This is a genomic window from Burkholderia sp. ABCPW 111 (assembly GCF_000773065.1).
Lineage (GTDB): Bacteria > Pseudomonadota > Gammaproteobacteria > Burkholderiales > Burkholderiaceae > Burkholderia > Burkholderia savannae.
On record NZ_JPWT01000063.1, the window covers coordinates 1 to 24,840 of the forward strand.

Here is a 24,840-nt window from a genome sequence, read left to right on the forward strand (position 1 = left end):
TCGACTTCTTCTGCATGTCGTCCAGCTTCGCCGTCGTCTGCCGGCTCAGCAGATCCATGATCACCAGCATCATCGCGATGCTGTCGCCGATCGGGTGCGAATTCGCGACGTTGCGCTCGCCCGGCGCGTCCACGGCGTATTGCGTGCCGACGGAAGCCGCGCCCTGGCGCTCAATGCCAACTTGCATCGTGGGACCCTCCTTTTTTATCGTGCAGCCGGTGGTTGACTCGGCGCTGCCCGCCGCGTCCGACTGCGTCCGCGACGAGCGCCGATCGGCGCGCCCGAACGGCCGCGCCCCGATCCGTTGCGTCCATCGTAGCCACGCATCCGGCCGCGCTTTGTCGGAATCCGGCCGCGCATTCCGGTTTTTCGGCAACGGGCCGGCGACGCGCGCAAGTGCGGCATGCCGCCTCGCCGACCGACGGTTTCAGGTGATGACCTGAGACGATTTTTCAGCCAAATGGCCGATGATTCGGACCGGGCAGCAACAACAGCCACGGGGGCTTGATGCAAGTTGTACGATTCCTGTTCGGCCGCCTGAGCGGCCAGGTGAGGACGCGCGGCATGATCCATGCGGTGCCGGGCGACTGTATCGTCGTCACCCGTGACGACGCCGCGCTGTGCGACGCCGGCGCGGGCACCGACATCCAGTTCGCCGACTTCTACGCGGCCGACTTCCGCACGCTGTACGCGGAGATCAGCGCGCTGATCGACCGGCCCGAGGCGACGCCGTTTCGCGGCGAGCCGCTGCGCGTCGTGCCGACCTCGCCCGAGGTGATCGGCATGCTGGAGCTGCTCGCGCCCGTGTCGCGCCCGGCGCTCCTCAGCTTCCTGTACGTGTTTTGCCTCGGCGCCGATCGCGCGTACTTCTCGCGGCTGCTGCACGCGGCGATGGCGGGCGACACCGAGTTCGTCGACTTCGTCGACGCGCACGCGCTCAATCCGTGGAGCGTCGCGCGCTTCGCCGAGGAGTTCGGGCTGCCGCCGCGCAAGTTCAACCTGCTGTTCGTCGAGAAATACGGGATGTCCGCGAAGCGCTGGCTCGTCGAGCGCCGCCTCGCGCACGCGCAGCATCTGCTCGTGTCGACGTCGATGCGCATTCTCGACATCGCGCACGAATGCGGCTTCTCGAATCACGCGCATTTCACCGACAGCTTCCGCCGCCGCTACCTCTGCAATCCGACGCAGTACCGGCTGCGCGCGAAGCGGCCGGCGGCCACGGTGGCCTGACGGAGGGCCCTGCGATGGATATCGAAGCCGTCAATCAGCAGCTCTCGCGTCTCGTCGACAAGGTCGGCAACGACGTCGAGTCGAAAATGAACGCGTCCGACCTCAACGATCCGACCAGCATGCTGCAGGCGCAGTTCGCGATCCAGCAGTACTCGGTGTTCGTCGGCTATCAGAGCGCGGTGCTCAAGGCCGTCAAGGACATGCTGTCCGGCATCATCCAGAAGATATGACGGCGCTCTCGCAAGACGCGCGCCGCCTGCTCGTCGAGTGCGGGCTCGCGGCCGTCAATCACGGGCTCGCGCGGCACGCATGGGCGATCTACGACGCGCTGCCGGCGCTCGTCGCGGCCACAGGCGACCGGCGGCTCGTCGAAGCGACGATGCTGATCGGGCTCGGCCGCGACGGCTGCGCCGCGCGGCTGCTCGCGTCGATGCCGGGGCCCGACGCCGCGCTGCTGCGCGGGCTGCTCGCGCCCGCGCACGCGCCGTCCGGCGCGCCGCCCCCGTTCTCATCCGAATTCGCAAGGAGCCTCCATGGACATCACAGCCGCGCAACACGCGCTCCAGACGCTGCAAGCGGCGCAGCAGCCGGGCGCGACGCCCGTCGACCAGACCCAGATTGACGCGTTCACGCGCGCGCTGTTCGGCCAGGACGCGAGCACGCCCGAAGCGCGCGCGGCGAGCGGCTTCCAGCATCGCTCGCTCGGCGTCGAACGCGCGCTCGACGCGGCGCGCGATCCCGGCGCCGCGCTGATGCAGCCGCTCGACATGCTCGCGAACCAGTCGGCGATGCTGCGCGCGATCCTCGAAGTCGACCTGACCGCGAAGGCGGCGGGCGCGGTGTCGCAGGGCATCAACAAGCTGGTGAACATGCAATGACCGCACGCGCTTCACGCGCCGTGTGCGCGGCCGCGCTCGCGCTGTCGCTCGCGGCCTGCAAGACGGATCTCTACACGAACCTGCCCGAAACCGAGGCGAACCAGATGATCGCGCTGCTGATGCTGCGCGACATCGACGTCGACAAGAAGCTGTCGAAGGACGGCAACGTGACGATTCGCGTCGATTCCGACCAGTTCGTCAACGCGGTCGAGCTGATGCGGCAGAACGGGCTGCCGCGACGCAAGGCGGCCGCGCTCGAGGATCTGTTTCCGTCCGGCCAGCTCGTCACGTCGCCCGCGCAGGAGCAGGCGAAGATCACGTTCCTCAAGGAGCAGCAGCTCGAGAAGATGCTGCGCGCGATGGACGGCATCGTCGACGCGCAGGTGTCGATCGCCGAGGGCGATCCGCAGAACCGGCGCGATCCGCCGCAGCCGTCGGCGTCGGTATTCGTCAAGTACAGCCCCGAGCGCAACTTCGCCGCGCGCGAAGCCGAGATCCGCAGCCTCGTCGTCACCGGCACGCCGGGGCTCGCGGCGGATCGCGTGAGCGTCGTGCTGCAGCCCGCCGATTACCGCTACGACATGCCGGCCGAAGTCGGGCCGCAAGCCGACGCGGGCCTCATCGCGTGGCTGCGCGCGCACCGGCTCGGGCTCGGGCTCGCGCTCGGCGCGCTCGGCATCGTCGCGAGCCTCGCGGTCGCCGTCGTCGCGTCGCGCGGCCGCTCGGCGGGCGAGCCGCGCGCGTCATGATCATGAGCGAGCCGCCCGTCATGCCCGTCGCGCCCTCCATGTCGTCCATGCCCTTCACGCCCGCGCTGCAGCGCCTGCATCGGCTCGGCTGGCAGCCCGGCGCGACGATGCACGACGGCTGGTGGCCGCATCTCGGGCTCGCCGCGTGGCGCGAAAGCTATCGTCGCCATCCGGCGTGCCGCGCGGCGATCGACCGGCTGATCGTCGCGCGGCGCGGCTTTCCGCGCGCGCCGCTGCCCGCGCGGCTCGACGACAGGCAAAGCGCGCTGCTGTCCGTCGAGCCGCGGATCGAAGCGCTGATCGTCGCGCTCGGCGTGATCGCGCTCGATTGCGCGGATCATCTGCTCGTCACGCGATACCGCACGCACCTCGCCGGGCGGATCGGCGAGCGCGGCTGCGCGCAGTTGCTCGCGCTGCATCGCGGATGGCGCTCGCCCGCGCGCGTCGCATCGCCCGAGCGCCTCGTCGACGCCGCGACGGCGGCTGGCGTGCGATGGTGGCGGCGCGACGCGGGGGCGTGCGTCGTCGCGACGCTGCTCGCGACGCGGCTGCCGCCGGCGGACGATGCGCCGCTCGACGGGCCGGATGCGGCCGTGCGGCCGGCTGCGTTCGATGCGTCGGTTGCGTTCGATGCGGCCGATGCGTTCGACACGCACCAGACGCACCAGACGCACCAGACGCATCAAACGCATCAAACGCATGAGATGCGTGAGATGCGTGAGATGCACGAGACGCGCGGCATGCACGACATGCACGACATGCGAGACGCCCGGGTCCTGCGCGCGACGCCCGGCGCGACCGACGGGTGTGAACGGCTCGCCGCGCCCCCCGACGCGGCGAGCCCATCGACCGCAGCGACCGTACCGACCGTACCGACCGCGCCGACCGCATCGATCGCGCCGCACGCGCTCGCCGTGCGAAACCCGCTCGACGCATCGCCGCCGGCAACCGCCGGCTCCGCCTCCGACAAGCTCCTGAAACTCGCCCGCTTCCTATGAACGGCCTCGTTCCTCCGATCGTCTCGCTGCCCGGCCCCGCGCCGCTCGACGTGCATCTGCCGGCGAACGCGCTCGCGCGCTATTGCGACGCGGCGGCCGTCGTCGCGGCCGCGCGCGACGAAGCGCGTGCGCTCGTCGATCAGGCGCGGCGCGAGCTCGACGCGGCGCGGCAAGCGGCCGAGCGCGTGCGCGACGACGCGTACCGCGAAGGCGCCGCCCGCGCCGAAGCCGAGCTCGAATGCCGGCGAGACACGTTGATCGACGATACCGTCCGCTGGCTGATCGACGCGCGCGAAGCCGAGGCCCGGATCGCCGAGCGGATCGACGCGCGCGTGCGCGCGCTCGTCGCGAGCGTGGTCGAGCCGTACCTCGGCACGCACGAGCCCGTCGCGCTGCTCGCGCAACGCGTGCGCGTGCGCGTTCGCGCCGACGCGCACGGGCAAGCGTTCCGCGTCTTCGTATCGCCGGCGAACCTGCCGCGCACGCGCGACGCGCTTGGGCACGACCCGCGCGTGCGAATCGACGCCGACACCGCACTGTCGGACCGCGCCGCACGGTTCGAAACGCCGGACGCGATCGTCCGCTTCGATCTCGACCGGCATCTGCGCCTGTTGCTCGCGCGCCTCGCGGGCCCAACCGAGGAGACTCGCTCCGATGCTCAACCGTATTGATCCGGCCGCCGCGCAGGCGAGCGCCGCCGCGACGCCGGCCGGCGCCGGCGCGGCTTCCGCGCAGCCGGTCCAGCGGATCGTGCCGCCGCAGTCCGCGCACGAGCTCGCGCAACGCGAGCTCGCCGACGCGCCGCTCGACTTCGGCGGCGCGCCGCTCGAAGCGGCGGGCGTGTCGGGCGAATCGTTCGCCGAAACGCTCGAGGACATCGGCTTCGCGATCGGCGCGCGTTTTCGCGAGCCGCGGCGCGGCACGGCGGACGGCCGCCCGGAGCGGCCGCGCGCGCGCTCGATGCTGCATCAGTTGATCAAGCAGATCGGCGCGGTGTCGGCGGCCGAGCTCGCCGAGCTGCGCGAGCGGATTCCCGGCGTCGACGAACTCGACGATGCGGCCGACGCGATGCGCGACGCCGGCTTCAACGCGGGCGAAATCGCGCTGCTGCTCGGCGCGATGCTCGAAGAAGGCAAGCTGTCCGGCATGCGGCGCAAGCGCGCAGAAGACGCGCTCGCCGCGATTCTCGACGGCGACGAATGGGCATTGCAGCTGTTCGCCCGGCTCGAATTCGGCGTGGCCGGCCGCGCGGGCCTGAGCGAGCTGCGGCGGCTCTATCAGCGCGCGGCCGCGCGGCAAAAGCGCCTGACCGAATGGTTCGACGAATTTCGCCGCCTGCGCGACCGGCGGCGCAAGCTGAAGACGCTGATCCGCGCGCTCGCGTTCGAGCTGTCCGCACAGGGGCCGGCGATGGATGCGCATCTCGCGGCCGTGATCACGGACCTGAAACGCATCCTGCAGTTTCTCGGCGTCGAGGATCACTGCGCGCGCGCGGCCGACGCGTTGAACGCGCCCGGCGTCGACGCCGACGTGCTGCTGCAATCGCTCGTCGAATGCGTCGAGCAAAGCTGGATCAACGCGGGCTGGCTCGCCGAGCGCACCGGTGCGGCGATCCGCGACGACGCGTTCCGCTACCGCTACGCGAAGGCGATGCAGGAGCTCGTCAAGCTGCTGCCCGTCGACTGCTACGAGGACGCCGGCCAGCGCGACGCGATCCTCGGCGCGTTCGCCGAGCATCTCGAAGCGCTGGCCGACGCCGGGCTGTAGTTCGGCGCGCGCTCGTGCGCGAAGATGGGCGGGCAATCGCTCGCGCGCGAACAGGAACGGCTCGCGCCGCACGCGCGCCGCTTCCCTTACCCGGCCGGCGGGCCCCGGTTCGCGCGCTTGCCCTTGATGCGACCGCCCTTCGTCGGACGGCCGCTCTCGATCCGGCCGGTCGCGAACCGATCGGCGCGCCGAGTGCCGATCAGGCAAGTCTGGCAAGCATGTTCGCGCGCGACGCGCCGCAATTCGATCAGATGCGCGGGCGCGCTCCGGCCTCACCTCGCACGCGCTCGACGGGCGCGGCGAGCCGGCATTCGGCCGTACCGCCGGCGGCGCTCGGCCGCGCCGAATCCGTCGCGTCATGCCGTTCGTGACCCGGCGCTTCCGCAACGCCGGACGCGCCGACAATCGACCAATCGCCGCTGAACGCCTTCGATCGGCCGTCACGAATCCGCGGCCGCGCTCGGGCATCCGGTATCCGCGCCGATCCGGAACATTCGATCGTGTGCGATATCGCGCGGCGCCGCTCGCGCAATCCGGCACGCACGGCCGGTTTCCCCATCGTGAGCGCTCGCCGGAGCATTCAGCCTCGCGGCGACGTCCCCGCTTGGCCGGGCGGGCTGCCGTGATATCGCGCCCACAGCGTGTCGATCACGTCGCGCGCCGCGCTCGCCGCGAGCCGCACGGCGTCCGGACAATCGCCGCCCGGCGCGCACGCGCGCGCGAGCACGGCGAGCAGCCGGTCGCGCGCCTCGCCCGTGTCGTCGGCGAACAGCGTTTCTTCGAGAGCAGTCAGTCGTACCATCGGAGGTTCCTTGCGGGAGGATCACATGTCGAGCGGCACCGACACGAGGCGCTCGTCCTTGCGCAGGCTCATCGCGCGGCGCGTGACGCGCACGATCGCATAGCCGTTCGGCAGCACGCCGCCCAGTTGCAGCCGCATGCCGTTCGCGAGCACGACGTAGATCGCGCCCGCGTGGCCGCCCACCGTCACGACGGGCGCGGGCAGATACGCGCTCGCCGTCTGTTGCGACGGCACGTCCTGCCACGTCGCGGCGAAACCGTCGCGGGCCGAGCGGTTGAATTCGGCGATCACGGCCGAAAGCGCCGCCGCGCGGGCCGGGTCCGCCGCGCCGCTGACGATCAGCGTCTTGCCGGACATCACGATGTTCAGGCCGTCGAGCGGCACGCGAGCCGACAGCGCTTCGTACAGCCGGCCGAACCACAATGCGCGATCGTTGACCGCGCGCCATGCGCGCAGCCCGCGCAGCATCTGAAGCTGCGCGGCGACGCGCTGCCACGCCGCATCGGCAACGATCGGCCCGCGGATCTCGACGCCGTCGAGCGTCGCGTCGCTGCGCACGTCCACGTCGCGGTAGCCGTTCAGCGCGAGCACGTTGCGCACGTTCTCGCGCAGCGTGTCCGCGCAGAGGCTCGCGTCGCGCATCGCGATGCCGCGCGCGCGCAACCGCGCCCGCAGCCGCTCGACGTCGCCCGACGACGCGCAAAGCCCGCTCACCTCCACCGAGCCGTCCGCCGCGCGCCGCGCATGCAGGCCGTGCAGCGCCGGCGCGCGCATCTGTTGCGCGAGCCACGCGTCGACATCGAATCGCGCCGGCGCAGGCGGGCGCCACAGAATCAGCGCGAGCCCCGCGGCGATCGCGGCGATCGCCGCGCACGCGAACGCCGCGCATGCGAGCGCGCGCGTCGACGCCGCCGTCGCGGCGCGACGCCGCGCGGGCACCGGCAGCGCGGACAGCGTATCGCCGCTTTCGCCGAGCACGAACGCGACGCCCGCGACGTCGATCGCCCGCCCGAGAGGCAACGCGCCGTGCGCATTCCACGGCCGGCCGTCGACCCACGCGCGCGCGTCGGCCGACACGCGCACGCCGTCCTCGCCGCTCGTCAGCTCCGCGCGCGCATCGCCTTCGAGCGGCAGCGCGATGTCCGCGTCGTCGCCGCCGATGCGCGTCGCGCCCGGCGGCAGATCGAACTCGAGGCCGGCGAGCGGGCCGTTCAGCCACTTGAGCTTGTGCATCGGATCGTCATGCCGGCTACGTCTGCCACGGATCGGCGCGAATCAGGAACAGCCGGACCGTGTGCCGCTGGCTCCGGCTCGTCGTCTTGAACAGACGCCCGAGAATCGGGATGTCGCCGAGCAGCGGAATCTTGCGCTCGCCCTCGCTCAGCTCGTCCTGCACGAAGCCGCCCAGCAGCAGCGCATCGCCCTCCTTGAGCAGCGAATGCGTCGCGATCTCGGAGCTGAGCGTCTGCGGCAACGGCTCCTGGCGGCTCAGCGGGCTCGTCTGGCGGCCGTCCTGCACGACGAGCGTCAGCATGACCTCCTGGCGGCCCGCGTCGCCGATGATGCGCGGCGTCACGCGCAGCAGCGAGCCCGTCGAAATCGATTCGAGCCGCGCGACGCGCTCGGCGCTCACCTTCGTATAGAACGTGATGTTGCGATCCAGCACCGCCTGCATGTTGTCGAGCGTGACGACCGACGGGCGCGACAGGATGCGCGCCTTCGAGTTCTGCTGCAATGCGCTGAGCTGCACCATGAAGTTGCCGGTGTTCGAGATCACCGTCGAGAAGCTGCCCGCGCCGGGCTGGCCGCCGCTGTTGAAGCTCACCGTGCCGCCGCCGATCCGCGCGGACGCCTGCCAGTCGACGCCGAGCGCGCCGAGGTCCTCCGCGTTGATGTCGATGATCGTGACCGAGATCTCGACGAGCTTCGGCTTGCGGTCGAGCTGCGCGATCAGGTCGCCGTAGAGGCTCATGTTCGCGCGCTTGTCGCGCACGATCACCGCGTTCTGCCGCGCGTCGGCGGCGAACATCGGCAGCAGCCGGTCGCTCGCCGGCTGCTGCCCCTGGCTGTCCTTGAGCGGCAGCGCGCGGCCCTGCGCCATCTCGCGCAGCACCGACACGACGCCCGGCACCGTCACCTGCTGCGATCGATAGCTGTACGACGTGTCGGCGGCCGTCGCGTACTTGAGCGGAAAGAAGCGCACCGACTCCTGATTCTGCTCGCGATTGATCGCCTGCTGATCGAGGCGCTTCGCGAATTGCGCGATGCGCTCGAGGCAGACGGGCACGCCGTACGCCTCGATCGCGTTCGCCTGCGCGATCGCCAGCACGCGGCATTGCCGCCGATCCAGCAGCCCGGCCGAGCGCAATTGCGCGATCAAGGTGGCGGAAGGCAGGTAGTCGAGCGCGATCAGACGGCTCGCCACCTCCTGCGCGCGATACACGTAGAGCGTTTGCCCGTCGTAGTACCACGCGAGCTGATAGAGCCGCGCGAGACGATCGAGCGCCGCGTCCGGCGGGCCGCCGTCGAGCGTGCCGATGAACGCGCCGTCGACCTGCTCGCTGACGACGACGGGCACCCGATAGTTCGCGCCGAGATCGCGCAGCACGTCGGCGAGCTTCGCGCCGCGCGTGGCGAGAAAGAACGGCGCCGCGCCGTGCGTCGGCAGCGGCGCGGCCCATGCCGCCGCGTTCGCCGCCACGCACGCGGCAAGCGCCGCGGCGGCCCGCGCGCGCATTCGCGTGCGACGAAACGCGCGCGTCATCGCGCGCGTCATTCGAGCGGCCCTGCGCGACGCATGCCGCGCGCGGCCGCGTGATGCGCGCCGAGCCAGCGCACGACCGCGCCCTGCTGCTCGAGCCCCGCGCGCAGCGCGGCCGCATCGACGTCGCAATCGTAGCGGCGCACGAAGTAGAGCGTGCCCTCGTCCAGCCACAGCGCATCGTCGGGCTGGCCGCGCAGCGACGCGAGCCACAGCGCCGCGTGCGCAAGCCATGCGGCGTCGTGCGGCGCGCCGTCCACGGCGAACGCAACGCATACGCCGTAGGCGCCTTCGCCGCACCAGCCGTCCAGCTCGTCCATCGTCAGCGACCAGCGTCCGCGCCGCGCGTCGCCGATCGAAACCGATCCGACATGCCGGATGCATGCGGGAGCGTCAATCAGGTATCCGTGCTTCATGGCGTGACATTTTCAAGATAGACCTTGATAGAATCGATCCGGTCATCACCTGAATTTCGGACGCCTTGAGTAATTTTTCATCATCGTCTGGCACCCGCCCCATGGCTCTCACGCACACCGCCGCTCCCGCCGAGATACGCATCCTGGTCGTGGAGGACCATCCCCTGCTGCGGTTGGGCCTCAAGAACCTGCTGGATGCTTCGCCGCCGCTGTCCGTCGTCGACGAAATCAGCAACGGCCTCGACGTCTATGCCGCGTGCCAGCGGCTCGATCCCGACATCGTGCTGCTCGATCTCGGCCTGCCCGGCATGAACGGCCTCGACGTGATCCATCAGTTGCGGCGGCGCTGGCCGGACCTCGGCATCCTCGTCGTCACCGCCGAGACCACCGAACATCGCGCGAGCGCCGCGCTCGCGGCCGGCGCGAACGGCTACCTGCTGAAGAACAGCTCGAAGCAGACGCTGCTCGACGCGATCTGGAAAGTGTGGCGCGGCCACACGGTGATCGATCCGGCGCTCAACGTCGAGCAGGTCACGACCAAGGCCGTTGCCGACGGCGCGGTCGCGCTCACGCCGCGCGAACGTCAGGTGCTCAAACTGATTTCCGAAGGCTGCCGCAACCGCGACATCGCCGAGAAGCTCACGATTACGATCAAGACCGTGGAGACCCATCGACTGAACCTAATGCGCAAGCTCGACGCGCACAACGCGGCGGAGCTCGCCAACTGGGCGCACCGCCTCGGCCTGCACTGACGCGGCGCCCGCCGCTGCGGTCACGCAAACTGAATCGAGATCAATTCCGCCAGGTCCCGCACGTCCTGACAGCTCGTCCAGCCGCCCGCGCGCACCTGACGCTCCTGCTGCTCGGCCGCCTCGCGCACGAGGTCGAGCCCGCCCTGGCCCGCGCAGCCCTTCAGCGCATGCAGCACGTTCAGCATCGACGCGACGTCATTCGCGTGCCATGCGGCGTCGATCTGCCGGTGCAGATCGACGAGCGCCTGATGCAGCTTCTCGCGCATCGCGGCGTCGTTCAGATCGAAGAGCGGCGAGCATGACTTCGCGTTCGGCGTGAGCTCGACGCCGCGCGCGAGCTGCGTCGACGCGACCTGATTGATCATGTCGGCCAGCTGCTCGAGCGAAACCGGTTTCGTCAGATAACCGTTCATTCCCGCCGCCCTCGCGCGCTCGTGCTCGGCGGGCGACGCGTTCGCCGTCAGCGCGACGATCGGCGTATCCGGATCGAGCACGCCCTCGGCCACGTGCCGCCAGCGCTTCGCGGTCGCCATGCCGTCCAGCTCGGGCATGCGCACGTCCATCAGCACGAGATCGAACACGTGCGAGCGGCCGAGCTTCAGCGCGAGCTGCCCGGACGCGGCCGCGCGCGTGCGATGCCCGAGCTCGCGCAGCATCTTGCCGACGATGTCGCGATTGACCGCGACGTCGTCGACGACGAGGATCTTCAGCGACCACGGGCAGATCGCCTTCGGCGCAACCTCTTCCTGCACGGCCTCGCCGCGCAGCGCGAGCACGACCTTGTCCCACAGCTTGCCCGGCAGATAGCCCGATTCGGGCATCGGAAACTGCACGTTGTCGCCCGTGTCGACTTGCAGCCCCCACATGCGCAGCTGCATGTGCAGCGCGGCCGGCGCGACGAGATGGCCCGCGAGCGGCGCGGGCGGCATTTCGTCGGCCTGCAGCGGCAGCAGCACCGTGAAGCGCGTGCCCTTGCCGAGCTTGCTGTCGAGCAGGATCTCGCCGTTCATCAGGTTCGCGAGCCGCGACGCGATCGGCAGGCCGAGGCCGTTGCCGCTGTCGTGCGCGCGCACCTGCACGAACGGCTTGAAGATGTCGAGCTGGTATTCGTCCGGAATGCCCTTGCCGGTATCCTCGACGACGAACGCGAGCATGTCCGCGCGGCGCTCGACGCTCAGGTGGATGTGCCCCTGCTCGGTGAACTTCATCGCGTTGCCGAGCAGGTTGATGAGGATCTGCCGCACGCGCAGGCCGTCTAGCCACACGCGACGCGGCACGTCGGACGTGACGAAGGTCCGCAGGCTGAGGCTCTTCTCGTGCGCGCGGATGTGGATCGTCAGCATCGCCTGGTCGAGCAGCGCGAGCAGATCGGTCTGCTCGCTCGCGAGCTCGAGCTGGCCCGCCTCGATTCGCGAAAAGTCGAGCACGTTGTTGACGATCCCGAGCAGATAGCACGACGACTGCTGCGCGACGCGCACGAGATCCCGCTGCTCGGCCTGCAGCGCGCTGCGATTCAGGAGCGCGAGCGCGCCGACGATCCCGTTGAGCGGCGTGCGCAGCTCGTGGCTGATGCTCGCGATGTGCTCGCTCTTGCGGTGGCTCGCCGATTCGGCGATCCGCTTGGCCTCCGCGAGCTCGCGCGTGCGCTCGCGCACCTTGCTCTCGAGCGTCTTGTAGTACGCGTTGACCGTGCTGAGCAGCGAGTTGTACGCGCTCCCGATCCGGCCCAGCTCGTCGCGGCGCCCGGTCGGCAGGCGGCGGCCGAGGTCGCCCTCGCGCTGCGCGTCGATGATGTCGACGAAATGCTGCAGCGGCCGGCCGAGCTGCCGCTGCAGCGTGACGTAGACGAACGCGATCAGCAGCAGCTGCACGACGAAGGTCCAGCGCGTCGTCAGCGGCAGCAGCGACATCGCCTTGTCCGTGACCGCGCTCACCGGATAGATCGCGGCGAGCTGCCAGTTCGGGCCCGACAGCGGCGTGCAGATCACATAGTAGTTGCCCCGGCGATTCCAGTTCGTGCGGTCGCACTTCGGCGTGAGCACGAACGCGGGCGGCGGCTTCATCGGCGTGTCGGCGCCCATCCAGAACACGTCGCCCGCCTGCGATTGCAGCGCGAAGCGCGGCGGCGCCTCGAGCCCCATGTCCTTCGCGATCGACGGGATGTCGCCCACCCGCAGATTCTGGCCGGCGACGATGCCCGTGTGCGGATCGACGACGGCCGCCGCCGCGCGGAGCACGCCCTTCGAATCCGTGATCGCCGCGCCCCAATGCACGACGGGCAGCTTCGGCAGCGTGCGCAGCGTCGCCAGCGCGGCGATCTTGCGCTGCATGTCGTTCTTCGACATCCTTTCCGGCTCGAACAGCACGATGCCTTCCGTCGGCAGCAGCAGGAACGTGTCCATCCGGTTGCGCGGATCGGCGTGCCCGTAGATCTCGACGATTTCACGCGCGCGATCGACGAGCTCGCGATCGCCCTTCGCGTCCTTGAACGGCACGAAAATCGCATGCTGCCCCGAAGCCTGCGCCTTCGGGCGCAGGATGATCCGGTCGTCGAGCATGTTCCACCACGACAGCAGCATCCGCGCCTGGCGCTCGGCGTATTCGTAACGGCGGCTTTCCTCCTGCGCGATCGATTCGAGCTGCCAGGTGAGCTCGCTGCGCAGCTCTCTTTGCGCCTCGATGTATCGAAAATAAAAGCCGATCGACTCGGACAACAGCCAGAAAGCCGTCATCGCGCAACTCAGGATCACCATGATCCGCGCGGTCAGCGACTTTTCCCACAATGCACTCATTATTGATGTGTACCCCGCAACATCTGCGGCGTAATTATCGCATTTTGCATTTTCGCGCGCCGGCCGGTTCAGGTCTTTACCGTATGCCCCGCTCGGGCCCGATTCGCGAAGATGTCTCGACCTTGTCTCACGACGCATCTTCGGCGTACGAAGGAACCGAATGGATTTGCAAACGGAACGCCGACTCGAGCAGTTGCTGCGCCTGCTCGATTTGCCCTGCGAGCGCATCGCCGAGCGCATGGAATTCGCCGTGGCGGGTACGCGCCTTTTCGTCGAAGTCGACGGCGGGCGGCTCACGCTGTCGCTCGCGAGCGCGGTGGACGCCGCGCGCCGCCGCGACGCGCTGATTCGCGTCATCGCGCGGTGCGATCCGATGCGCATGCAGGGCCTCGTGCTGCGCGCGTTCGCGGCGGGCACGCAGCTCGTCGTGAGCTGCGCGTTTCCGCGCGACACGAACGTCGACGACTGGCTGGCCGGCCACCGGACGATGCGGCGCCTGCTCGACGCGCACGCCGGAGACGCCGCATGAAACGGCTCGCGCCGTGGCTCGCGCGAGCGGCGGGCCGCCAGGACATCGTGCTCGCGGTGATGCTGCTCGTCGCGGTGTTCATGATGATCGTGCCGCTGCCGACGAGCCTCGTCGACCTGATGATCGCGTTCAACCTGATGGTGTCGATCATCCTGCTGATGATGTCGCTGTACATCCGCGATCCGCTCGAATTCTCGGTGTTCCCGTCGCTGCTGCTGATCACGACGCTCTACCGGCTCGCGCTCACGATCAGCACGACGCGTCTCATCCTGCTGCAGGCGGACGCGGGCGAGATCGTCTACACGTTCGGCAGCTTCGCGGTCGGCGGCAATCTCGGCGTCGGCCTCATCGTGTTCGTGATCATCACGATCGTTCAGTTCATCGTGATCACGAAGGGCTCCGAGCGCGTCGCCGAGGTGAGCGCGCGTTTCTCGCTCGACGGGATGCCCGGCAAGCAGATGAGCATCGACGGCGACCTGCGCGCGGGCACGATCGACGCGAACGACGCGCGCCGGCTGCGCGGCCTCGTGCAGAAGGAGAGCCAGCTCTACGGCGCGATGGACGGCGCGATGAAGTTCGTCAAGGGCGATGCGATCGCGGGCATCATCATCATTCTCGTCAACATCCTCGGCGGCACCGCGGTCGGCGTGTTCATGCACGGCATGAGCGCGAGCCAGGCGATGTCGACGTACGCGATCCTGTCGATCGGCGACGGCCTCATCAGCCAGATTCCCGCGCTGCTGATCTCGATCACCGCGGGCATCATCGTCACGCGCGTGCCGGGCGACACGCGCCAGCCGCTCGCCGCCGATCTCGCCGAGCAGATCGGCAAGCAGCCGCAGGCGCTCTGGCTCGCCGCGTCGGTGCTGCTCGTGTTCGCGCTGCTGCCGGGCTTTCCCGTCGTCTACTTCGTCGCGCTCGCCGCGCTGGTGTTCGGCTGCGCGTGGCATCTGCGCCGGCGCGCGAAGCGCGGCGCGGCGGGCATCGGCACCGCGGCGCACGGCGCGGCCGCGCCGGCGGGCGCGCTCGCGGCACACGCGCCCGGCTCGCCGGGCTTCGCGCTGACGCCGGGCGCGATCCCGTTGATGATCCGCCACGGCGACACGGCGGTGCGGCCCGCGAAGCTCGCCGAAGCGCTCGACGCGCTGCGCGCGCGCACGTTCGAGCAGCTCGGCCTGCCGCTGCCCGAGATCCATCTGCAAGCCGACGCCGGGCTCGCCGCCGACGCCGTGCAGATCCTGCTCTATCAGGAGCCCGTTCTCACGCTCGCGATGCCGGCGAACGAATGGCTCGCCGACGCGCGCAGCGCAAGCGTTGCGCAGCGCGTGCGCGTCGAGGCGCTGCCGTTCGCGCAGTTGCGGCTTCAATGGATCGACCCCGCTCATGCGGACGCGCTCGCCGCGCTCGGCGTCACCGTTCATCGCGACGAGGCGCGCGTCGCGCACTGCGTGTCGCTCGTCGTCGAGCGTCACGCCGCGCAGTTCATCGGCGTGCAGGAAACCCGCTTCCTGATGGACGCGATGGAGGCGCGCTACGCGGAGCTCGTGAAGGAAGTGCAGCGCCAGATGCCGATCGGCCGGATCGCGGACGTGCTGCAGCGGCTCGTCGACGAGCGCGTGTCGGTGCGCGATCTGCGCGGCATCTTCGAGGCGCTCGTCGAATGGGCGCCGCGCGAGAAGGACCCCGTGATGCTCGCCGAATACGTGCGCGTCGCGCTGCGGCGGCACATCGCGACGCGCCATCGCGCGGGCCAACCGTGGATCAGCTGCTGGATGATCGGCGAGCGCATCGAATCGATGGTTCGCGAATCGATCCGGCAGACGGCCGCGGGCTCGTATTCGTCGCTCGCGCCCGAGCACACGCACGCGATCGTCACGCGCCTGCAAGGCGCGCTCGCCGACGCCGATTTGCGGCGCACCGTGCTCGTCACCGCGATCGACGTGCGCCGTTTCATGCGCAAGATGGTCGAGCGCGAGTTCGGCGATCTGCCCGTGCTGTCGTTCCAGGAAATCGGCGACGAGGCGGAATTGCGCGTGATCGGCACCGCCGATCTGATCGGGGAGCTCGCCGATGCGTCCGCTTGATCACCCGCCTGATCACCCGCCTGATCACCCGCGCGATCGCTCGCTCGATCGCCTACTTGATCGCCTAGTTGATCGCGCGCGCGTCGCCGCGCTCGTCGACGCGCGGCTCGCGCCGCGCGGCGTCGCGCCCGAGGCCGGCGTGCGCTTCGGCCGCGTCGTCGAGATCGGCCCGACGCTCGTGCGCGCGACGCTGCCGGGCGTCGGCTTCGGCGATCTGTGCCGGCTCGAGCCGAGCGGGATCGACGCCGAAGTCGTCGCGGTCGACGGCGACGCGGCGCTGCTGTCGCCGTTCGCCGAACCGCGCGGCATCGCGGCGGGCAGCGCGGTGCGCGCGCTCGGGCGGCCGCACCGGATTGCGGTCGGCGATTTTCTGCTCGGGCGCGTCGTCGACGGGCTCGGCCGGCCGCTCGACGACGGCCCCGCGATACCCGCCGACGCCGCGCGGATCGATCTCGATCGCGCGGCGCCCGGCCCGCTCGCGCGCGCGGTGATCGACACGCCGCTGCCGCTCGGCGTGCGCGCGATCGACGGCGTGCTCACGTGCGGGCGCGGGCAACGGATCGGCATCTTCGCGGCCGCGGGCGGCGGCAAGAGCACGCTGCTCGGCATGATCTGCGACGGCAGCCTCGCCGATGTCACCGTGCTCGCGCTGATCGGCGAGCGCGGCCGCGAGGTGCGCGAGTTTCTCGAACGCGTGCTGACGCCTCAGGCGCGCGCGCGCGCGGTCGTCGTCGTGTCGACGTCCGATCGCCCGGCGCTCGAGCGGCTGAAGGCCGCGTACGCGGCGACCGCGATCGCCGAGCACTTCCGCGACCAGGGCCGCGACGTGCTGCTGATGATGGATTCGCTGACGCGCTTCGCGCGCGCGGCGCGCGAGATCGGCCTCGCGGCCGGCGAAAAGCCCGCGGCGGGCAGCTATCCGCCGAGCTTCTTCGCGCGGCTGCCGCGCCTGCTCGAACGCGCGGGGCCCGCCGCAACGGGCAGCATCACCGGGCTCTACACGGTGCTCGTCGAGGGCGACGACATGAACGAGCCCGTCGCCGACGAGGCCCGCTCGATCCTCGACGGCCACATCGTGCTGTCGCGCAAGCTCGCGCAGGCGAACCATTATCCGGCGATCGACGTCGGCGCGAGCGTGAGCCGCGTGATGAGCCAGATCGTCGATGCGCGCCATCGGGATCTCGCCGCGCGGCTCAGACGCCTCGACGCCGTCTATCGCGAAATCGAGCTGCTCGTGCGGGTCGGCGAATATCAGCCGGGACGCGATCCGGAAGCCGACGACGCGCTCGCGCGGCGCGACGCGATCCGCCGCTTCCTGTGCCAGCCGGTGACGGAGAAGACTACGTTTGAACAGACGATCGATCAGTTATGGACAACGGTGGACGGTCAACGCTGACCACGCTCGTGACAATCAAGAAGCGTCGCGAGCGCAGCATACGCAGCACGCTCGCGATGCTCGAGCAACAGGAGGCGACGCTCCTTGCAAGCAAGGCGAGCCTGCTGGAGGCGCGTCGCGCGCTTTGGGTCGAATGGCGCGAGTGCGCGGACGAGGACGCGGTGCACGACTACGCATCGCTGCAGGCGCTCAAGCGCGAGCTCGCGGGCTTTCATCAACGCGACCAGACGCTCGCCGACCGGATCGAGGCGGTCGATGCGCAGTGGCAGGCGCTGCGGCTCGAACGCGACGGCCAGCTCGATCAGTTGCGCCGCGCGCTCGTCGATCAGGAAAAACTGAACGCGCTGCTGGAATGACGCGACGAGGTGCGCCGTGAAAACGATGACGACGGGCGCGCGGTTGCGCGAATCGTACGGGCCGTGCGCGCCGCACGCCGCGCGCGCGCCGGATCGCAGCGAGATGTCGGCGGGCGACGCCGCCGATGCGTTTTGCGCCTGGCTCGACGCCGGGCCGGGCGACGCGCGGCCACCGCGCACGCCCGCCGACGACGCGCCGGCGATCCGCACGAACGACTCGGGTGACTCGGGTGACTCGGGTGATTCGAGCGGCTCGGACGGCTCGAGCGCCGCAGCCGCCGGCTCGCGCGCGCACGCTCGACGCGCGCCGGCAGGCGGTGCGGGCGCGCGGCTCGACGGCGCGCCCGCCGCGCCGCGCCCGTCGCCCGCCGACGTGCTGACGCTGCGCATCGCGAACGGCCCGCTCGCCGGGCTCACGCTGCGCGCGCGCTTCGCGGGCGGCGCGCTCGTCGTCGCGCTCGATTCGGGCGGCGAGCACGCGCATTTGCGGGCGCGGGCGCGGCGGATGCGCGGCCGGCTCGAGGCGGCGCTCGCCGCACGTTTCGCGCAGCCCGTCACGCTGGAGTGGTCCGATGCAGCCGCTGCGGATTGATCGCACGACGCTCGCGCTGCTGCGCGCGGTCGGCGCGGGCCGGCGGCTCGCGCTCGGCGACGGCGCGCTCGCGCTGCGCTTTCTGCGCGCGGGCGGCGACGGCCTGATCCTGTCGGCGCGCACGGACGACGGCCCCGTGCGCCTATGGGTCGACGCCGCGCCGTGGTGCCGATGGATCGAGCCGGTGCTGAGCGTGCCGCACTGGGACGCGGTGCCCGTCGAGCTGCGCGGCGCGCTCGCCGCGTGGACGTGCGCGTGCATCGAGCCGGATCTCGCGTCGTTCGGCGTGTCGTGGCTGCGCGCCGACGCGATCGAGCGCGGCGCGTGCGCGGCCGAGCCCGCGTGGTCGCTGCGCATCGAGCGCGAGCATGCGGCGCTCGACATGCGGATCGTCGACGCTCCGCTCGCATGGCTCGAACGGCTCGCGAACGGGCTCGATCCGCTGCCGGATGATTTTCTGCCGGTCGATCCGCAGCCGATCGATTTGGAGCCGATCGATCTGCCGCCCCATTCGCCGGTCGGTTCTTCAACCATGCCGCCGCGCACGCCGCCGCACGGCGGCCGCGCGGCCTCGCCCGCGCTCCGGCTCTCGCTCGCGGCCGGCTGGAGCATCGTCGACACGGCGACGCTCTCGCGCGTGCGCGCAGGCGACGCGCTGCTGCTGCAACACGCATACGCGGTTGCACAAGGCGAGCTCGCGCTCTTCGCCGAGCGCCCGCTCGCGACCGTGCTCGATTGCCGGCACGGCCCTTACACGATTGGAACGACGATGGATACGTTCGATGACTGGCTCGACATCGATGTCGAGCCTGCCGCGCTGCCGGATGCGCGAGGCGCGGCCGACGGGTTCGATGCGCCCGACACTGTCGATGCGCCCGACATGCACGACGGGCACGAAGGACACGCCCCGCCGCTGCGGCTCGACGCGCGCGTGCGCGTCGTCGCGCAGGTCGCGACGATCGACGTGCCGCTCGCGCGGCTCGCGAGCCTGCGCGCGGGCGACGTGCTCGACGGCCCCGCGCAGCCCGACGGGCTCGTCACGCTGCAGGTCGCGGGCAAGCCGTTCGCACGCGGCACGCTGCTCGACATCGGCGGGCGCCTCGCCGTGCGCATCGAGCATCTGCTGCCCGCATGACGCGCGACTTCAGGTGTCGGCCGGATGGGTCGGTGCGCGACGCGCGCCGATAATGCGTCGCGTATCGCCCTTTCCGGATTCGTGGATGAACCTTTTCGACCAGCCCCTCCAGTTGATCGCCGTGCTGTTCGCACTGTCGATCCTGCCGCTGCTCGTGGTGCTGGGCACGTCGTTCCTCAAGCTGTCGGTCGTGTTCGCGCTGCTGCGCAACGCGCTCGGCACGCAGCAGATCCCGCCGAACATCGCGCTGCACGGGCTCGCGCTCGTGCTGACGATGTTCGTGATGGCGCCCGTCGGGCTCGCGATCCAGGACAACGTCGCCGCGCATCCGGTCAGGATCGACGCGCCGGACTTCACGCAGCAGGTCGAAAAGACGATCCTCGCGCCGTACCGCGCGTTTCTCGAGCGCAACACCGCGCCGGACCAGGTGCGCTTCTTCGCGGACATCGGCCACAAGACCTGGCCCGAGCCGTACCGCAACCGGATTCCCGACGATTCGCTGCTCGTGCTGCTGCCCGCGTTCACCGTGAGCCAGCTGATCGAAGCGTTCAAGATCGGCCTGCTGCTGTTCCTGCCGTTCATCGCGATCGATCTGATCGTGTCGAACGTGCTGCTGGCGATGGGGATGATGATGGTGTCGCCGATGACGATCGCGCTGCCGCTCAAGCTGCTCGTGTTCGTGCTGGTGCACGGCTGGGAGAAGCTGATCGGCCAGCTTCTGCTGTCGTTCGCCTGACGCCGCGCGCCGCCACGCATGAGCGAAGCCGTCGTCACCCAGCTCGCCGCGCAGATGATGTGGCTCGTGCTGCTGCTGTCGCTGCCCGTCGTCGTCGTCGCGTCGGTCGTCGGCATTCTCGTGAGTCTCGTGCAGGCGCTCACGCAGGTGCAGGACCAGACGATTCAATTCCTGATCAAGCTGCTCGCCGTCGCCGTCACGCTCGCCGCGACGTATCACTGGATGGGCGACGTGCTCGTCAACTATACGCTGCAGAGCTTCGATCAGATCGGCAGGATGCGATCGTAGCGCGCCGCCCATGCAGACGCTCGTCCAATGGCTGCCGATCGTCGCGATCGCGATGCTGCGCCCGTTCGGCGCGCTGCTGATCCTGCCCGTCTTCACGCCGGCCACGCTCGGCGGCGCGCTCGTGCGCAACGCACTCGCGCTGATGATCGCGCTGCCCGTGCTGCCGTTTCACGATGCCTGGCCGGCGTTGCCCCAGGCGGCCGGCGGCACGCCGCATTACCTGTGGCTCGCGTTCGGCGAGCTGTGCATCGGCGCGCTGATCGGCTTTTGCGCGGCGATCCCGTTCTGGGCGCTCGACATGGCGGGCTTCCTGATCGACACGACACGCGGCGCGTCGATCGCGAGCGTGCTCAATCCGCTGCTCGGCGCGCAGTCGTCGCCGTTCGGGATGGTGTTCTCGCAAGTGTTCACGCTGCTCTTTCTCGTGTCGGGCGGGTTCAACACGCTGATCGCGACGATCTACGCGTCGTACGCGACGCTGCCGCCGGGCGCCGCGCTCCACTTCGGCCCCGGCGCGCTCGCGTTCTTCGCGCAGCAGTGGCATCTGATGGTCGAGCTGTGCCTGCGCTTCGCGATGCCGGCGCTCGCGGCGATCCTCCTCGTCGACATGGCGCTCGGCCTCGTCAACCGCTCCGCGCAGCAGTTGAACGTGTTCTTCCTGTCGATGCCGATCAAGAGCGCGTTCGCGCTGCTGCTGGTCGTCATGTGCGCGAGCTTCGCGTTCCGGCTGCCGCTCGCCGACATCGCGCGGCTGCCCGAGCGCATCGCGCATCTTTGCGGCATGCTGCAATGAGCGAGAAGACCGAAAAGCCGACCGCGAAGAAGCTCGCCGACGCGCGCAAGAAAGGCCAGGTCGCGAAAAGCGCCGAGATCACGAGCGGCGCGCAGCTCGCGGTGCTGCTCGGCTATTTCCTGTTCGAGGGCGCGCATCTGCTGCAGGCGTTCGAGGCGCTCGTCGACGTGTCGATCGCGGTCGTCAACGACGATTTCGCCGCCGCCACCGCGCGCTGGATGCGCGCGCTCGGCGCGGCGCTGATCCGCTTCACGCTCGGCATGGCGGCGCTCGTGATCGCGACGACGGTGGTCGCGGTGATCGCGCAGATCGGCCCGCTGCTCGCCGTCGACGCGATCAAGCCGTCGCTCGACAAGATCAATCCGCTCGCGAACTTCAAGCAGATGTTTTCGCTGAAGAGCCTGTTCGAATTCGCGAAATCGCTGTTCAAGGTCGGCGTGCTGTCGGCGATCTTCTTCTATCTGATCCGGCAGTACGCGCCGTCGCTGCAGTTCCTGCCGCTTTGCAGCGTCGAATGCGGGCTCGCGGTCAGCACGCAGCTGCTGTACTGGATGTGGGCGGCGCTGATCGGCTTTTACGTCGTGTTCGGCATCGCCGATTTCGCGTTCCAGCGCTACAACACGACGAAGCAGCTGATGATGTCGCTCGAGGACATCAAGCAGGAATTCAAGAATTCCGAAGGCAACCCGGAGATCAAGCACAAGCGGCGCGAGATCCATCGCGAGGTGCAAAGCGGCAGCCTCGCCGCGAACGTCGCGAAATCGACGGTCGTCGTGCGCAACCCGACGCACGTCGCCGTGTGCCTCTATTACCGGCGCGACGAGACGCCGCTGCCCGAGGTGATCGAGATCGGCCGCGACGAGATGGCGCTGCACATCGTCGCGCTCGCCGAGCGCGAGCGCGTGCCCGTCGTCGAGAACGTGCCGCTCGCGCGGGCGCTCGCGAGCCGGCTCGGCGTCGGGCAGCGCATTCCGCCCGACCTGTTCGAGGCCGTCGCGCACGTGCTGCGCGTCGCGATGCAGTTGCCGTACGACGATGGCGATGACGACAGCGATGACGATGGCTGCGGTCGTGATGACGGCGGTCGCGTCGCGCGAGACGAACGCGCACATTCTTCCCGCAACGATGCAAACGGCTGAGCGTCGTGCGGCGCGGCGGAGCGCGCCGCGCCGGACGCGAGCGGCGCGCGCTCCGCTGGCGGTTGCGTCATCGCGCACGTCGCGGGCGCTCGCGATCGCCTTCGCGCTCGCGACCGTCGGCATCGACGCGCGAAGCGCGCATGCGCAGGAGGCGCGAGCGCCGCTCGTCTGGACGCCTTACGTCGAGGACGTCGAGGAATCGAGTGCGGCGGCCGGCGGTCGCTCCGATGCGAACACGGCCGCGCTTTCGGCGTTCGCTCCGCCTTCGACGAACGCCGCGACGCCCTCCATCGAGCCGGCCGATGCGGCCACACGCGCGTTTGCGTCGTCTCGCGCGGCGCTTGCCGACGACACGGCGAAGGACTCGGGGAATGACTCGGTGAGGGACACGGCCAAAGACACCGCGAAAGACACCGCCAAAGACACCACGAAAGACACGGCGGAAAACTCGACTGACGACTCGGCGGGACATGCGGCGAAGCAGGCGTCGCCCCCGCTGTCGACTTCCGCTTCGCCTTCGCGATCCTTCGGCCCGACATCGCACGAACATGCGAGCCTCGCCGACGATACCGACGTTCGCACCGTCGAGGCGGCCGCATCACGAAACGCGGCGTCGCCCGCCGCGCCTCTCGCGTCCGCCGCGGCGCCGCCGTCGCGCCCCATGCGCTACGACGCGCTCGTCGCGACGGTCGCCCGGGAATTCGGTCTCGACGCGAAGCTGCTGCACGCGATGATCCGCGTCGAATCCGACTACGACGCGAACGCGATATCGCCGAAGGGCGCGACCGGCCTGATGCAGGTGATTCCCGCCACGGGCGCGCGCTTCGGCTTCGACGATCTGCGCGATCCGCATGCGAACCTGCGCGCCGGCGCGACCTATCTGAAATGGCTGCTCGGCGAATTCGGCGACGACCTGACGCTCGCGCTCGCCGCGTACAACGCGGGCGAAGGCGCGGTGCGCAAGTACCGCGGCCGGATTCCGCCGTATCGGGAAACGCAGGACTACGTGCGGCAGGTGCTCGCGTGCTACCGCAGCACATGCCCGCCGCCCGACGATGCGCGACGCGACGGTTCGCCCCGCGCGAGCGTCGATGCCGCGACGCGCCCGCGCGCCGCGCGCCCGGATGCGCCGCGCCTCACCGCCGGCGCGCTCCTCGCGAAACTCGGCGAGCTGCTGCTGTCGACGCCCGCGCGTTCCGCGCCGTGACGCGCGCATGCGCGCGGCTGCGCGTGCGCGTCGAGGCGAGTGCGTCGAGGCGAGTGCGTCGCGCCGCCGATCGCGCAGACGTATCGGCCGCAGCCCGAATCGGCGGATCTGCTCGGCGCGCGGCTCGAACGGTATCGGCGTACGCATCGAGCGCTGAAGGGCGAGTTCGTCGCATGGCGCGCGTGCGCGCGAGCCGGCGGAACGTCCGGCATCCTTGACGAGCGGCGTTTCGGCGTTTCGGCGTTTCGGTGCAGCAGCGATGCAGCGCTTCGTCGTGCGCGGCGCATCCCCGGACATCGATTTCCTTCGTTGCGCTGTCGCGCGAGCCGCCCGCGTCAACGCCCGCCCGTGCTCCGACGGCCGCGCCGAATCGGCTCTATGCCAGCCACGCCCCCGCCTCGCGACTTTGCGCATCGACGCGCGCATTGCGTCTCGACACCGCTCGTGATTCTCCGCGCGCACCACGCGTTCTCGTCGCAAGCGCCCGACCTGCACCGCTCGTTCGCGATGTTCGCGATGTTCGCGACGGCCCGCCGCAGGCAAGCCGATTTCCACCGGACGCGGCGAAAATCAAGCAAGCGCGCCGAACACCTCGTCGAAAAGCGCGAGCATCATCCGCCACGACCGCTCGTCCGCGGAAGGATTGAAGCCGTAGCCGGGCTTGTTCAGTCGATCGGCGTCGGGATTGGTGTACGCATGCCCGACGCCGCCGAAGAGGTGAAGCTGCCAGTCCACCTGCTTTCCCTGCATTTCCGCCGCGAAGGCGGCGCGGTCCTGCGGCGGCACATCGGGGTCCTGATCGCCGATCATCATCAGAACCTTGGCCTGGATCGGCTGATCCGGGCTGCCTGCGGGACGCTTCAGGCCGGGATGAAAACCCACGGCGCATCGAACGGGCGCCCCGCTGCGCGCGAGTTCCAGCACGCTGATTCCGCCTTGGCAGAAGCCGATCGCGGCCACCCGCTTGCGATCGACGCCGGGCAGAGCCATCAGAAGTCCGAGCCCCGCGCTCGCCCGAGCGAGCATGAGGCCCGGCGCGGACATCAACTCGATATGGCGGCTCATCGCCTCCGATAGCGAAAGCCCCTCGACGCCGTACATATCGAGGGCGAACGCCGCATAGCCGAGGTCGGCCAGGCGTCTCGTTCGCGCCCGTATGTGCTCGTTCATTCCGAACGCCTCGTGCGCGACCAGGATCGCGGGCTTTTCCACGTGCGGCGCACAGTCGGCGAAATAGCCCGCCAGCGGGGTCCCTTCACATTCGTAGACTATCGTGCGTGTTTCCAACTTCATCTCTCCTTGCCCGACGGAAGGTCATCGCCTTGAGCTTTCGCGACGATGCCCAGGCCGGGGCGATGCATGAAATGGCGCGGGCGCGCGCGCCCAAATCGAGCGTCTCGACCGGATGCGACGAATTTGACCAACATCAACCAAGCGGCG

28 protein-coding genes and 1 pseudogene are annotated in these 24,840 nt (G+C 70.0%); 20 read left to right on the top strand and 9 right to left on the bottom strand.

The annotated features are described in order from the left end of the window. Window positions 1-187, bottom strand: a pseudogene (locus X946_RS33695) (secretion protein EspA); the annotation flags it as partial. 320 nt (window positions 188-507) lie between these two features. On the opposite strand from X946_RS33695, the gene X946_RS12265 reads away from it, so the two are divergent. Genes X946_RS12265 through sctW form a run of 8 tightly spaced genes read left to right on the top strand, consistent with a single transcriptional unit; the run spans window position 508 to window position 5,622 of the window. Further along, entirely contained in the window at window positions 508-1,230 is a 723-nt protein-coding gene (locus X946_RS12265; protein ID WP_231752800.1) for a helix-turn-helix transcriptional regulator, read from the top strand. Window positions 1,231-1,244: 14 nt separating this feature from the next. After that, window positions 1,245-1,460, top strand: a complete 216-nt coding sequence (gene sctF / locus X946_RS12270) for a type III secretion system needle filament subunit SctF (protein WP_038747791.1) — start codon at window positions 1,245-1,247, stop codon at window positions 1,458-1,460. Then, a complete protein-coding gene (locus tag X946_RS12275) occupies window positions 1,457-1,852 on the top strand; it encodes an EscG/YscG/SsaH family type III secretion system needle protein co-chaperone (protein WP_063889467.1) in 396 nt (131 codons plus the stop codon). The genes sctF and X946_RS12275 overlap by 4 nt, the downstream gene beginning before the upstream one ends. Next, window positions 1,764-2,108 carry a type III secretion system inner rod subunit SctI gene (gene sctI, locus X946_RS12280; RefSeq protein ID WP_038747793.1) on the top strand — a complete coding sequence of 115 codons (345 nt, stop codon included), beginning with the start codon at window positions 1,764-1,766 and terminating at the stop codon, window positions 2,106-2,108. The genes X946_RS12275 and sctI overlap by 89 nt, the downstream gene beginning before the upstream one ends. Further along, the gene (gene sctJ, locus X946_RS12285) at window positions 2,105-2,857 is read left to right on the top strand and encodes a type III secretion system inner membrane ring lipoprotein SctJ (protein ID WP_052145070.1); all 753 of its coding nucleotides are present in this window, start codon (window positions 2,105-2,107) and stop codon (window positions 2,855-2,857) included. The genes sctI and sctJ overlap by 4 nt, the downstream gene beginning before the upstream one ends. 38 nt (window positions 2,858-2,895) lie before the next feature. Beyond that, window positions 2,896-3,855, top strand: coding sequence for a type III secretion system domain-containing protein (locus X946_RS29525; RefSeq protein WP_161788662.1), 960 nt, complete (start codon window positions 2,896-2,898; stop codon window positions 3,853-3,855). Next, a complete protein-coding gene (locus tag X946_RS12295; RefSeq protein WP_038747796.1) occupies window positions 3,852-4,526 on the top strand; it encodes a hypothetical protein in 675 nt (224 codons plus the stop codon). Before X946_RS29525 ends, X946_RS12295 begins: the two co-directional genes overlap by 4 nt. After that, window positions 4,510-5,622, top strand: a complete 1,113-nt coding sequence (gene sctW, locus X946_RS12300; RefSeq protein WP_038747799.1) for a type III secretion system gatekeeper subunit SctW — start codon at window positions 4,510-4,512, stop codon at window positions 5,620-5,622. Before X946_RS12295 ends, sctW begins: the two co-directional genes overlap by 17 nt. Before the next feature lie 86 nt (window positions 5,623-5,708). Here the strand turns inward: sctW and X946_RS36195 are convergent, their stop codons facing one another. The 5 genes from X946_RS36195 to X946_RS12320 form a co-directional block, all read right to left on the bottom strand. Beyond that, complete coding sequence (locus tag X946_RS36195; protein WP_235364022.1) at window positions 5,709-5,864, bottom strand: CyaA/EF/ExoY family adenylyl cyclase toxin; 156 nt, start codon at window positions 5,862-5,864, stop codon at window positions 5,709-5,711. Between the two features lie 338 nt (window positions 5,865-6,202). Further along, complete coding sequence (locus X946_RS12305) at window positions 6,203-6,424, bottom strand: hypothetical protein (protein ID WP_038747802.1); 222 nt, start codon at window positions 6,422-6,424, stop codon at window positions 6,203-6,205. A 21-nt stretch (window positions 6,425-6,445) separates the two neighbouring features. Next, window positions 6,446-7,657 (bottom strand): type III secretion system inner membrane ring subunit SctD, encoded by a 1,212-nt coding sequence (gene sctD / locus X946_RS12310; RefSeq protein ID WP_038747805.1) that lies wholly within the window; start codon window positions 7,655-7,657, stop codon window positions 6,446-6,448. Between the two features lie 16 nt (window positions 7,658-7,673). Further along, window positions 7,674-9,161 carry an EscC/YscC/HrcC family type III secretion system outer membrane ring protein gene (locus tag X946_RS12315; RefSeq protein WP_052145076.1) on the bottom strand — a complete coding sequence of 496 codons (1,488 nt, stop codon included), beginning with the start codon at window positions 9,159-9,161 and terminating at the stop codon, window positions 7,674-7,676. A 35-nt stretch (window positions 9,162-9,196) separates the two neighbouring features. Then, window positions 9,197-9,601, bottom strand: coding sequence for a hypothetical protein (locus X946_RS12320; RefSeq protein WP_226377296.1), 405 nt, complete (start codon window positions 9,599-9,601; stop codon window positions 9,197-9,199). Between the two features lie 101 nt (window positions 9,602-9,702). On the opposite strand from X946_RS12320, the gene X946_RS12325 reads away from it, so the two are divergent. Continuing rightward, window positions 9,703-10,353, top strand: a complete 651-nt coding sequence (locus tag X946_RS12325) for a two component system response regulator (protein ID WP_038747807.1) — start codon at window positions 9,703-9,705, stop codon at window positions 10,351-10,353. Between the two features lie 20 nt (window positions 10,354-10,373). Here the strand turns inward: X946_RS12325 and X946_RS12330 are convergent, their stop codons facing one another. Further along, a complete protein-coding gene (locus X946_RS12330) occupies window positions 10,374-13,145 on the bottom strand; it encodes a two component system sensor kinase (RefSeq protein WP_038747810.1) in 2,772 nt (923 codons plus the stop codon). Window positions 13,146-13,305: 160 nt separating this feature from the next. Here X946_RS12330 and X946_RS12335 point away from each other — a divergent pair, with 160 nt between their 5' ends. The 10 genes from X946_RS12335 to X946_RS12380 all read left to right on the top strand — a co-directional run bounded on the left by X946_RS12335 (window position 13,306) and on the right by X946_RS12380 (window position 22,193). Then, a complete protein-coding gene (locus X946_RS12335; RefSeq protein WP_226377295.1) occupies window positions 13,306-13,674 on the top strand; it encodes a secretion protein in 369 nt (122 codons plus the stop codon). Continuing rightward, the gene (locus tag X946_RS12340) at window positions 13,671-15,758 is read left to right on the top strand and encodes an EscV/YscV/HrcV family type III secretion system export apparatus protein (RefSeq protein WP_038747813.1); all 2,088 of its coding nucleotides are present in this window, start codon (window positions 13,671-13,673) and stop codon (window positions 15,756-15,758) included. Before X946_RS12335 ends, X946_RS12340 begins: the two co-directional genes overlap by 4 nt. Further along, complete coding sequence (locus X946_RS12345; protein ID WP_052145072.1) at window positions 15,745-17,154, top strand: EscN/YscN/HrcN family type III secretion system ATPase; 1,410 nt, start codon at window positions 15,745-15,747, stop codon at window positions 17,152-17,154. Before X946_RS12340 ends, X946_RS12345 begins: the two co-directional genes overlap by 14 nt. Before the next feature lie 8 nt (window positions 17,155-17,162). Further along, on the top strand, window positions 17,163-17,510 hold the full coding sequence (locus tag X946_RS12350) for a hypothetical protein (RefSeq protein WP_226383140.1): 348 nt from the start codon (window positions 17,163-17,165) through the stop codon (window positions 17,508-17,510). A gap of 16 nt (window positions 17,511-17,526) precedes the next feature. Further along, on the top strand, window positions 17,527-18,102 hold the full coding sequence (locus tag X946_RS29530; protein ID WP_052145073.1) for a hypothetical protein: 576 nt from the start codon (window positions 17,527-17,529) through the stop codon (window positions 18,100-18,102). Then, window positions 18,083-19,237, top strand: coding sequence for a FliM/FliN family flagellar motor switch protein (locus X946_RS12360; RefSeq protein ID WP_038747819.1), 1,155 nt, complete (start codon window positions 18,083-18,085; stop codon window positions 19,235-19,237). The genes X946_RS29530 and X946_RS12360 overlap by 20 nt, the downstream gene beginning before the upstream one ends. 85 nt (window positions 19,238-19,322) lie before the next feature. Next, window positions 19,323-19,973: a type III secretion system export apparatus subunit SctR gene (gene sctR / locus X946_RS12365; protein WP_038747822.1), complete on the top strand. Its 651-nt coding sequence runs from the start codon at window positions 19,323-19,325 to the stop codon at window positions 19,971-19,973. A gap of 18 nt (window positions 19,974-19,991) precedes the next feature. After that, window positions 19,992-20,261, top strand: coding sequence for an EscS/YscS/HrcS family type III secretion system export apparatus protein (locus tag X946_RS12370; protein ID WP_038747825.1), 270 nt, complete (start codon window positions 19,992-19,994; stop codon window positions 20,259-20,261). 10 nt (window positions 20,262-20,271) lie between these two features. Then, complete coding sequence (gene sctT, locus X946_RS12375; RefSeq protein ID WP_038747827.1) at window positions 20,272-21,054, top strand: type III secretion system export apparatus subunit SctT; 783 nt, start codon at window positions 20,272-20,274, stop codon at window positions 21,052-21,054. Further along, on the top strand, window positions 21,051-22,193 hold the full coding sequence (locus X946_RS12380) for an EscU/YscU/HrcU family type III secretion system export apparatus switch protein (protein WP_038747830.1): 1,143 nt from the start codon (window positions 21,051-21,053) through the stop codon (window positions 22,191-22,193). Before sctT ends, X946_RS12380 begins: the two co-directional genes overlap by 4 nt. Window positions 22,194-22,370: 177 nt before the next feature. Here X946_RS12380 and X946_RS33700 read toward each other — a convergent pair whose 3' ends face one another. Further along, window positions 22,371-22,856, bottom strand: coding sequence for a hypothetical protein (locus X946_RS33700; RefSeq protein ID WP_152611699.1), 486 nt, complete (start codon window positions 22,854-22,856; stop codon window positions 22,371-22,373). Here X946_RS33700 and X946_RS12385 point away from each other — a divergent pair. Continuing rightward, a complete protein-coding gene (locus X946_RS12385; protein WP_081989538.1) occupies window positions 22,855-23,400 on the top strand; it encodes a lytic transglycosylase domain-containing protein in 546 nt (181 codons plus the stop codon). The genes X946_RS33700 and X946_RS12385 overlap by 2 nt on opposite strands. A 570-nt stretch (window positions 23,401-23,970) precedes the next feature. Here the strand turns inward: X946_RS12385 and X946_RS12390 are convergent. After that, complete coding sequence (locus tag X946_RS12390; protein WP_052145077.1) at window positions 23,971-24,687, bottom strand: dienelactone hydrolase family protein; 717 nt, start codon at window positions 24,685-24,687, stop codon at window positions 23,971-23,973. Window positions 24,688-24,840: the final 153 nt, after the last annotated feature.

Bases quoted from the DNA above. Each gene is read 5' to 3' on its own strand.
- X946_RS12265 (WP_231752800.1), top strand. From the start codon at position 508: ATGCAAGTTGTACGATTCCTGTTCGGCCGCCTGAGCGGCCAGGTGAGG.
- sctF (WP_038747791.1), top strand. From the start codon at position 1,245: ATGGATATCGAAGCCGTCAATCAGCAGCTCTCGCGTCTCGTCGACAAG.
- X946_RS12275 (WP_063889467.1), top strand. From the start codon at position 1,457: ATGACGGCGCTCTCGCAAGACGCGCGCCGCCTGCTCGTCGAGTGCGGG.
- sctI (WP_038747793.1), top strand. From the start codon at position 1,764: ATGGACATCACAGCCGCGCAACACGCGCTCCAGACGCTGCAAGCGGCG.
- sctJ (WP_052145070.1), top strand. From the start codon at position 2,105: ATGACCGCACGCGCTTCACGCGCCGTGTGCGCGGCCGCGCTCGCGCTG.
- X946_RS29525 (WP_161788662.1), top strand. From the start codon at position 2,896: ATGTCGTCCATGCCCTTCACGCCCGCGCTGCAGCGCCTGCATCGGCTC.
- X946_RS12295 (WP_038747796.1), top strand. From the start codon at position 3,852: ATGAACGGCCTCGTTCCTCCGATCGTCTCGCTGCCCGGCCCCGCGCCG.
- sctW (WP_038747799.1), top strand. From the start codon at position 4,510: ATGCTCAACCGTATTGATCCGGCCGCCGCGCAGGCGAGCGCCGCCGCG.
- X946_RS12305 (WP_038747802.1), bottom strand. From the start codon at position 6,424: ATGGTACGACTGACTGCTCTCGAAGAAACGCTGTTCGCCGACGACACG.
- sctD (WP_038747805.1), bottom strand. From the start codon at position 7,657: ATGCACAAGCTCAAGTGGCTGAACGGCCCGCTCGCCGGCCTCGAGTTC.
- X946_RS12315 (WP_052145076.1), bottom strand. From the start codon at position 9,161: ATGCGCGCGCGGGCCGCCGCGGCGCTTGCCGCGTGCGTGGCGGCGAAC.
- X946_RS12320 (WP_226377296.1), bottom strand. From the start codon at position 9,601: ATGAAGCACGGATACCTGATTGACGCTCCCGCATGCATCCGGCATGTC.
- X946_RS12325 (WP_038747807.1), top strand. From the start codon at position 9,703: ATGGCTCTCACGCACACCGCCGCTCCCGCCGAGATACGCATCCTGGTC.
- X946_RS12330 (WP_038747810.1), bottom strand. From the start codon at position 13,145: ATGAGTGCATTGTGGGAAAAGTCGCTGACCGCGCGGATCATGGTGATC.
- X946_RS12335 (WP_226377295.1), top strand. From the start codon at position 13,306: ATGGATTTGCAAACGGAACGCCGACTCGAGCAGTTGCTGCGCCTGCTC.
- X946_RS12340 (WP_038747813.1), top strand. From the start codon at position 13,671: ATGAAACGGCTCGCGCCGTGGCTCGCGCGAGCGGCGGGCCGCCAGGAC.
- X946_RS12345 (WP_052145072.1), top strand. From the start codon at position 15,745: ATGCGTCCGCTTGATCACCCGCCTGATCACCCGCCTGATCACCCGCGC.
- X946_RS12360 (WP_038747819.1), top strand. From the start codon at position 18,083: ATGCAGCCGCTGCGGATTGATCGCACGACGCTCGCGCTGCTGCGCGCG.
- sctR (WP_038747822.1), top strand. From the start codon at position 19,323: ATGAACCTTTTCGACCAGCCCCTCCAGTTGATCGCCGTGCTGTTCGCA.
- X946_RS12370 (WP_038747825.1), top strand. From the start codon at position 19,992: ATGAGCGAAGCCGTCGTCACCCAGCTCGCCGCGCAGATGATGTGGCTC.
- sctT (WP_038747827.1), top strand. From the start codon at position 20,272: ATGCAGACGCTCGTCCAATGGCTGCCGATCGTCGCGATCGCGATGCTG.
- X946_RS12380 (WP_038747830.1), top strand. From the start codon at position 21,051: ATGAGCGAGAAGACCGAAAAGCCGACCGCGAAGAAGCTCGCCGACGCG.
- X946_RS12385 (WP_081989538.1), top strand. From the start codon at position 22,855: ATGCGCTACGACGCGCTCGTCGCGACGGTCGCCCGGGAATTCGGTCTC.
- X946_RS33700 (WP_152611699.1), bottom strand. From the start codon at position 22,856: ATGGGGCGCGACGGCGGCGCCGCGGCGGACGCGAGAGGCGCGGCGGGC.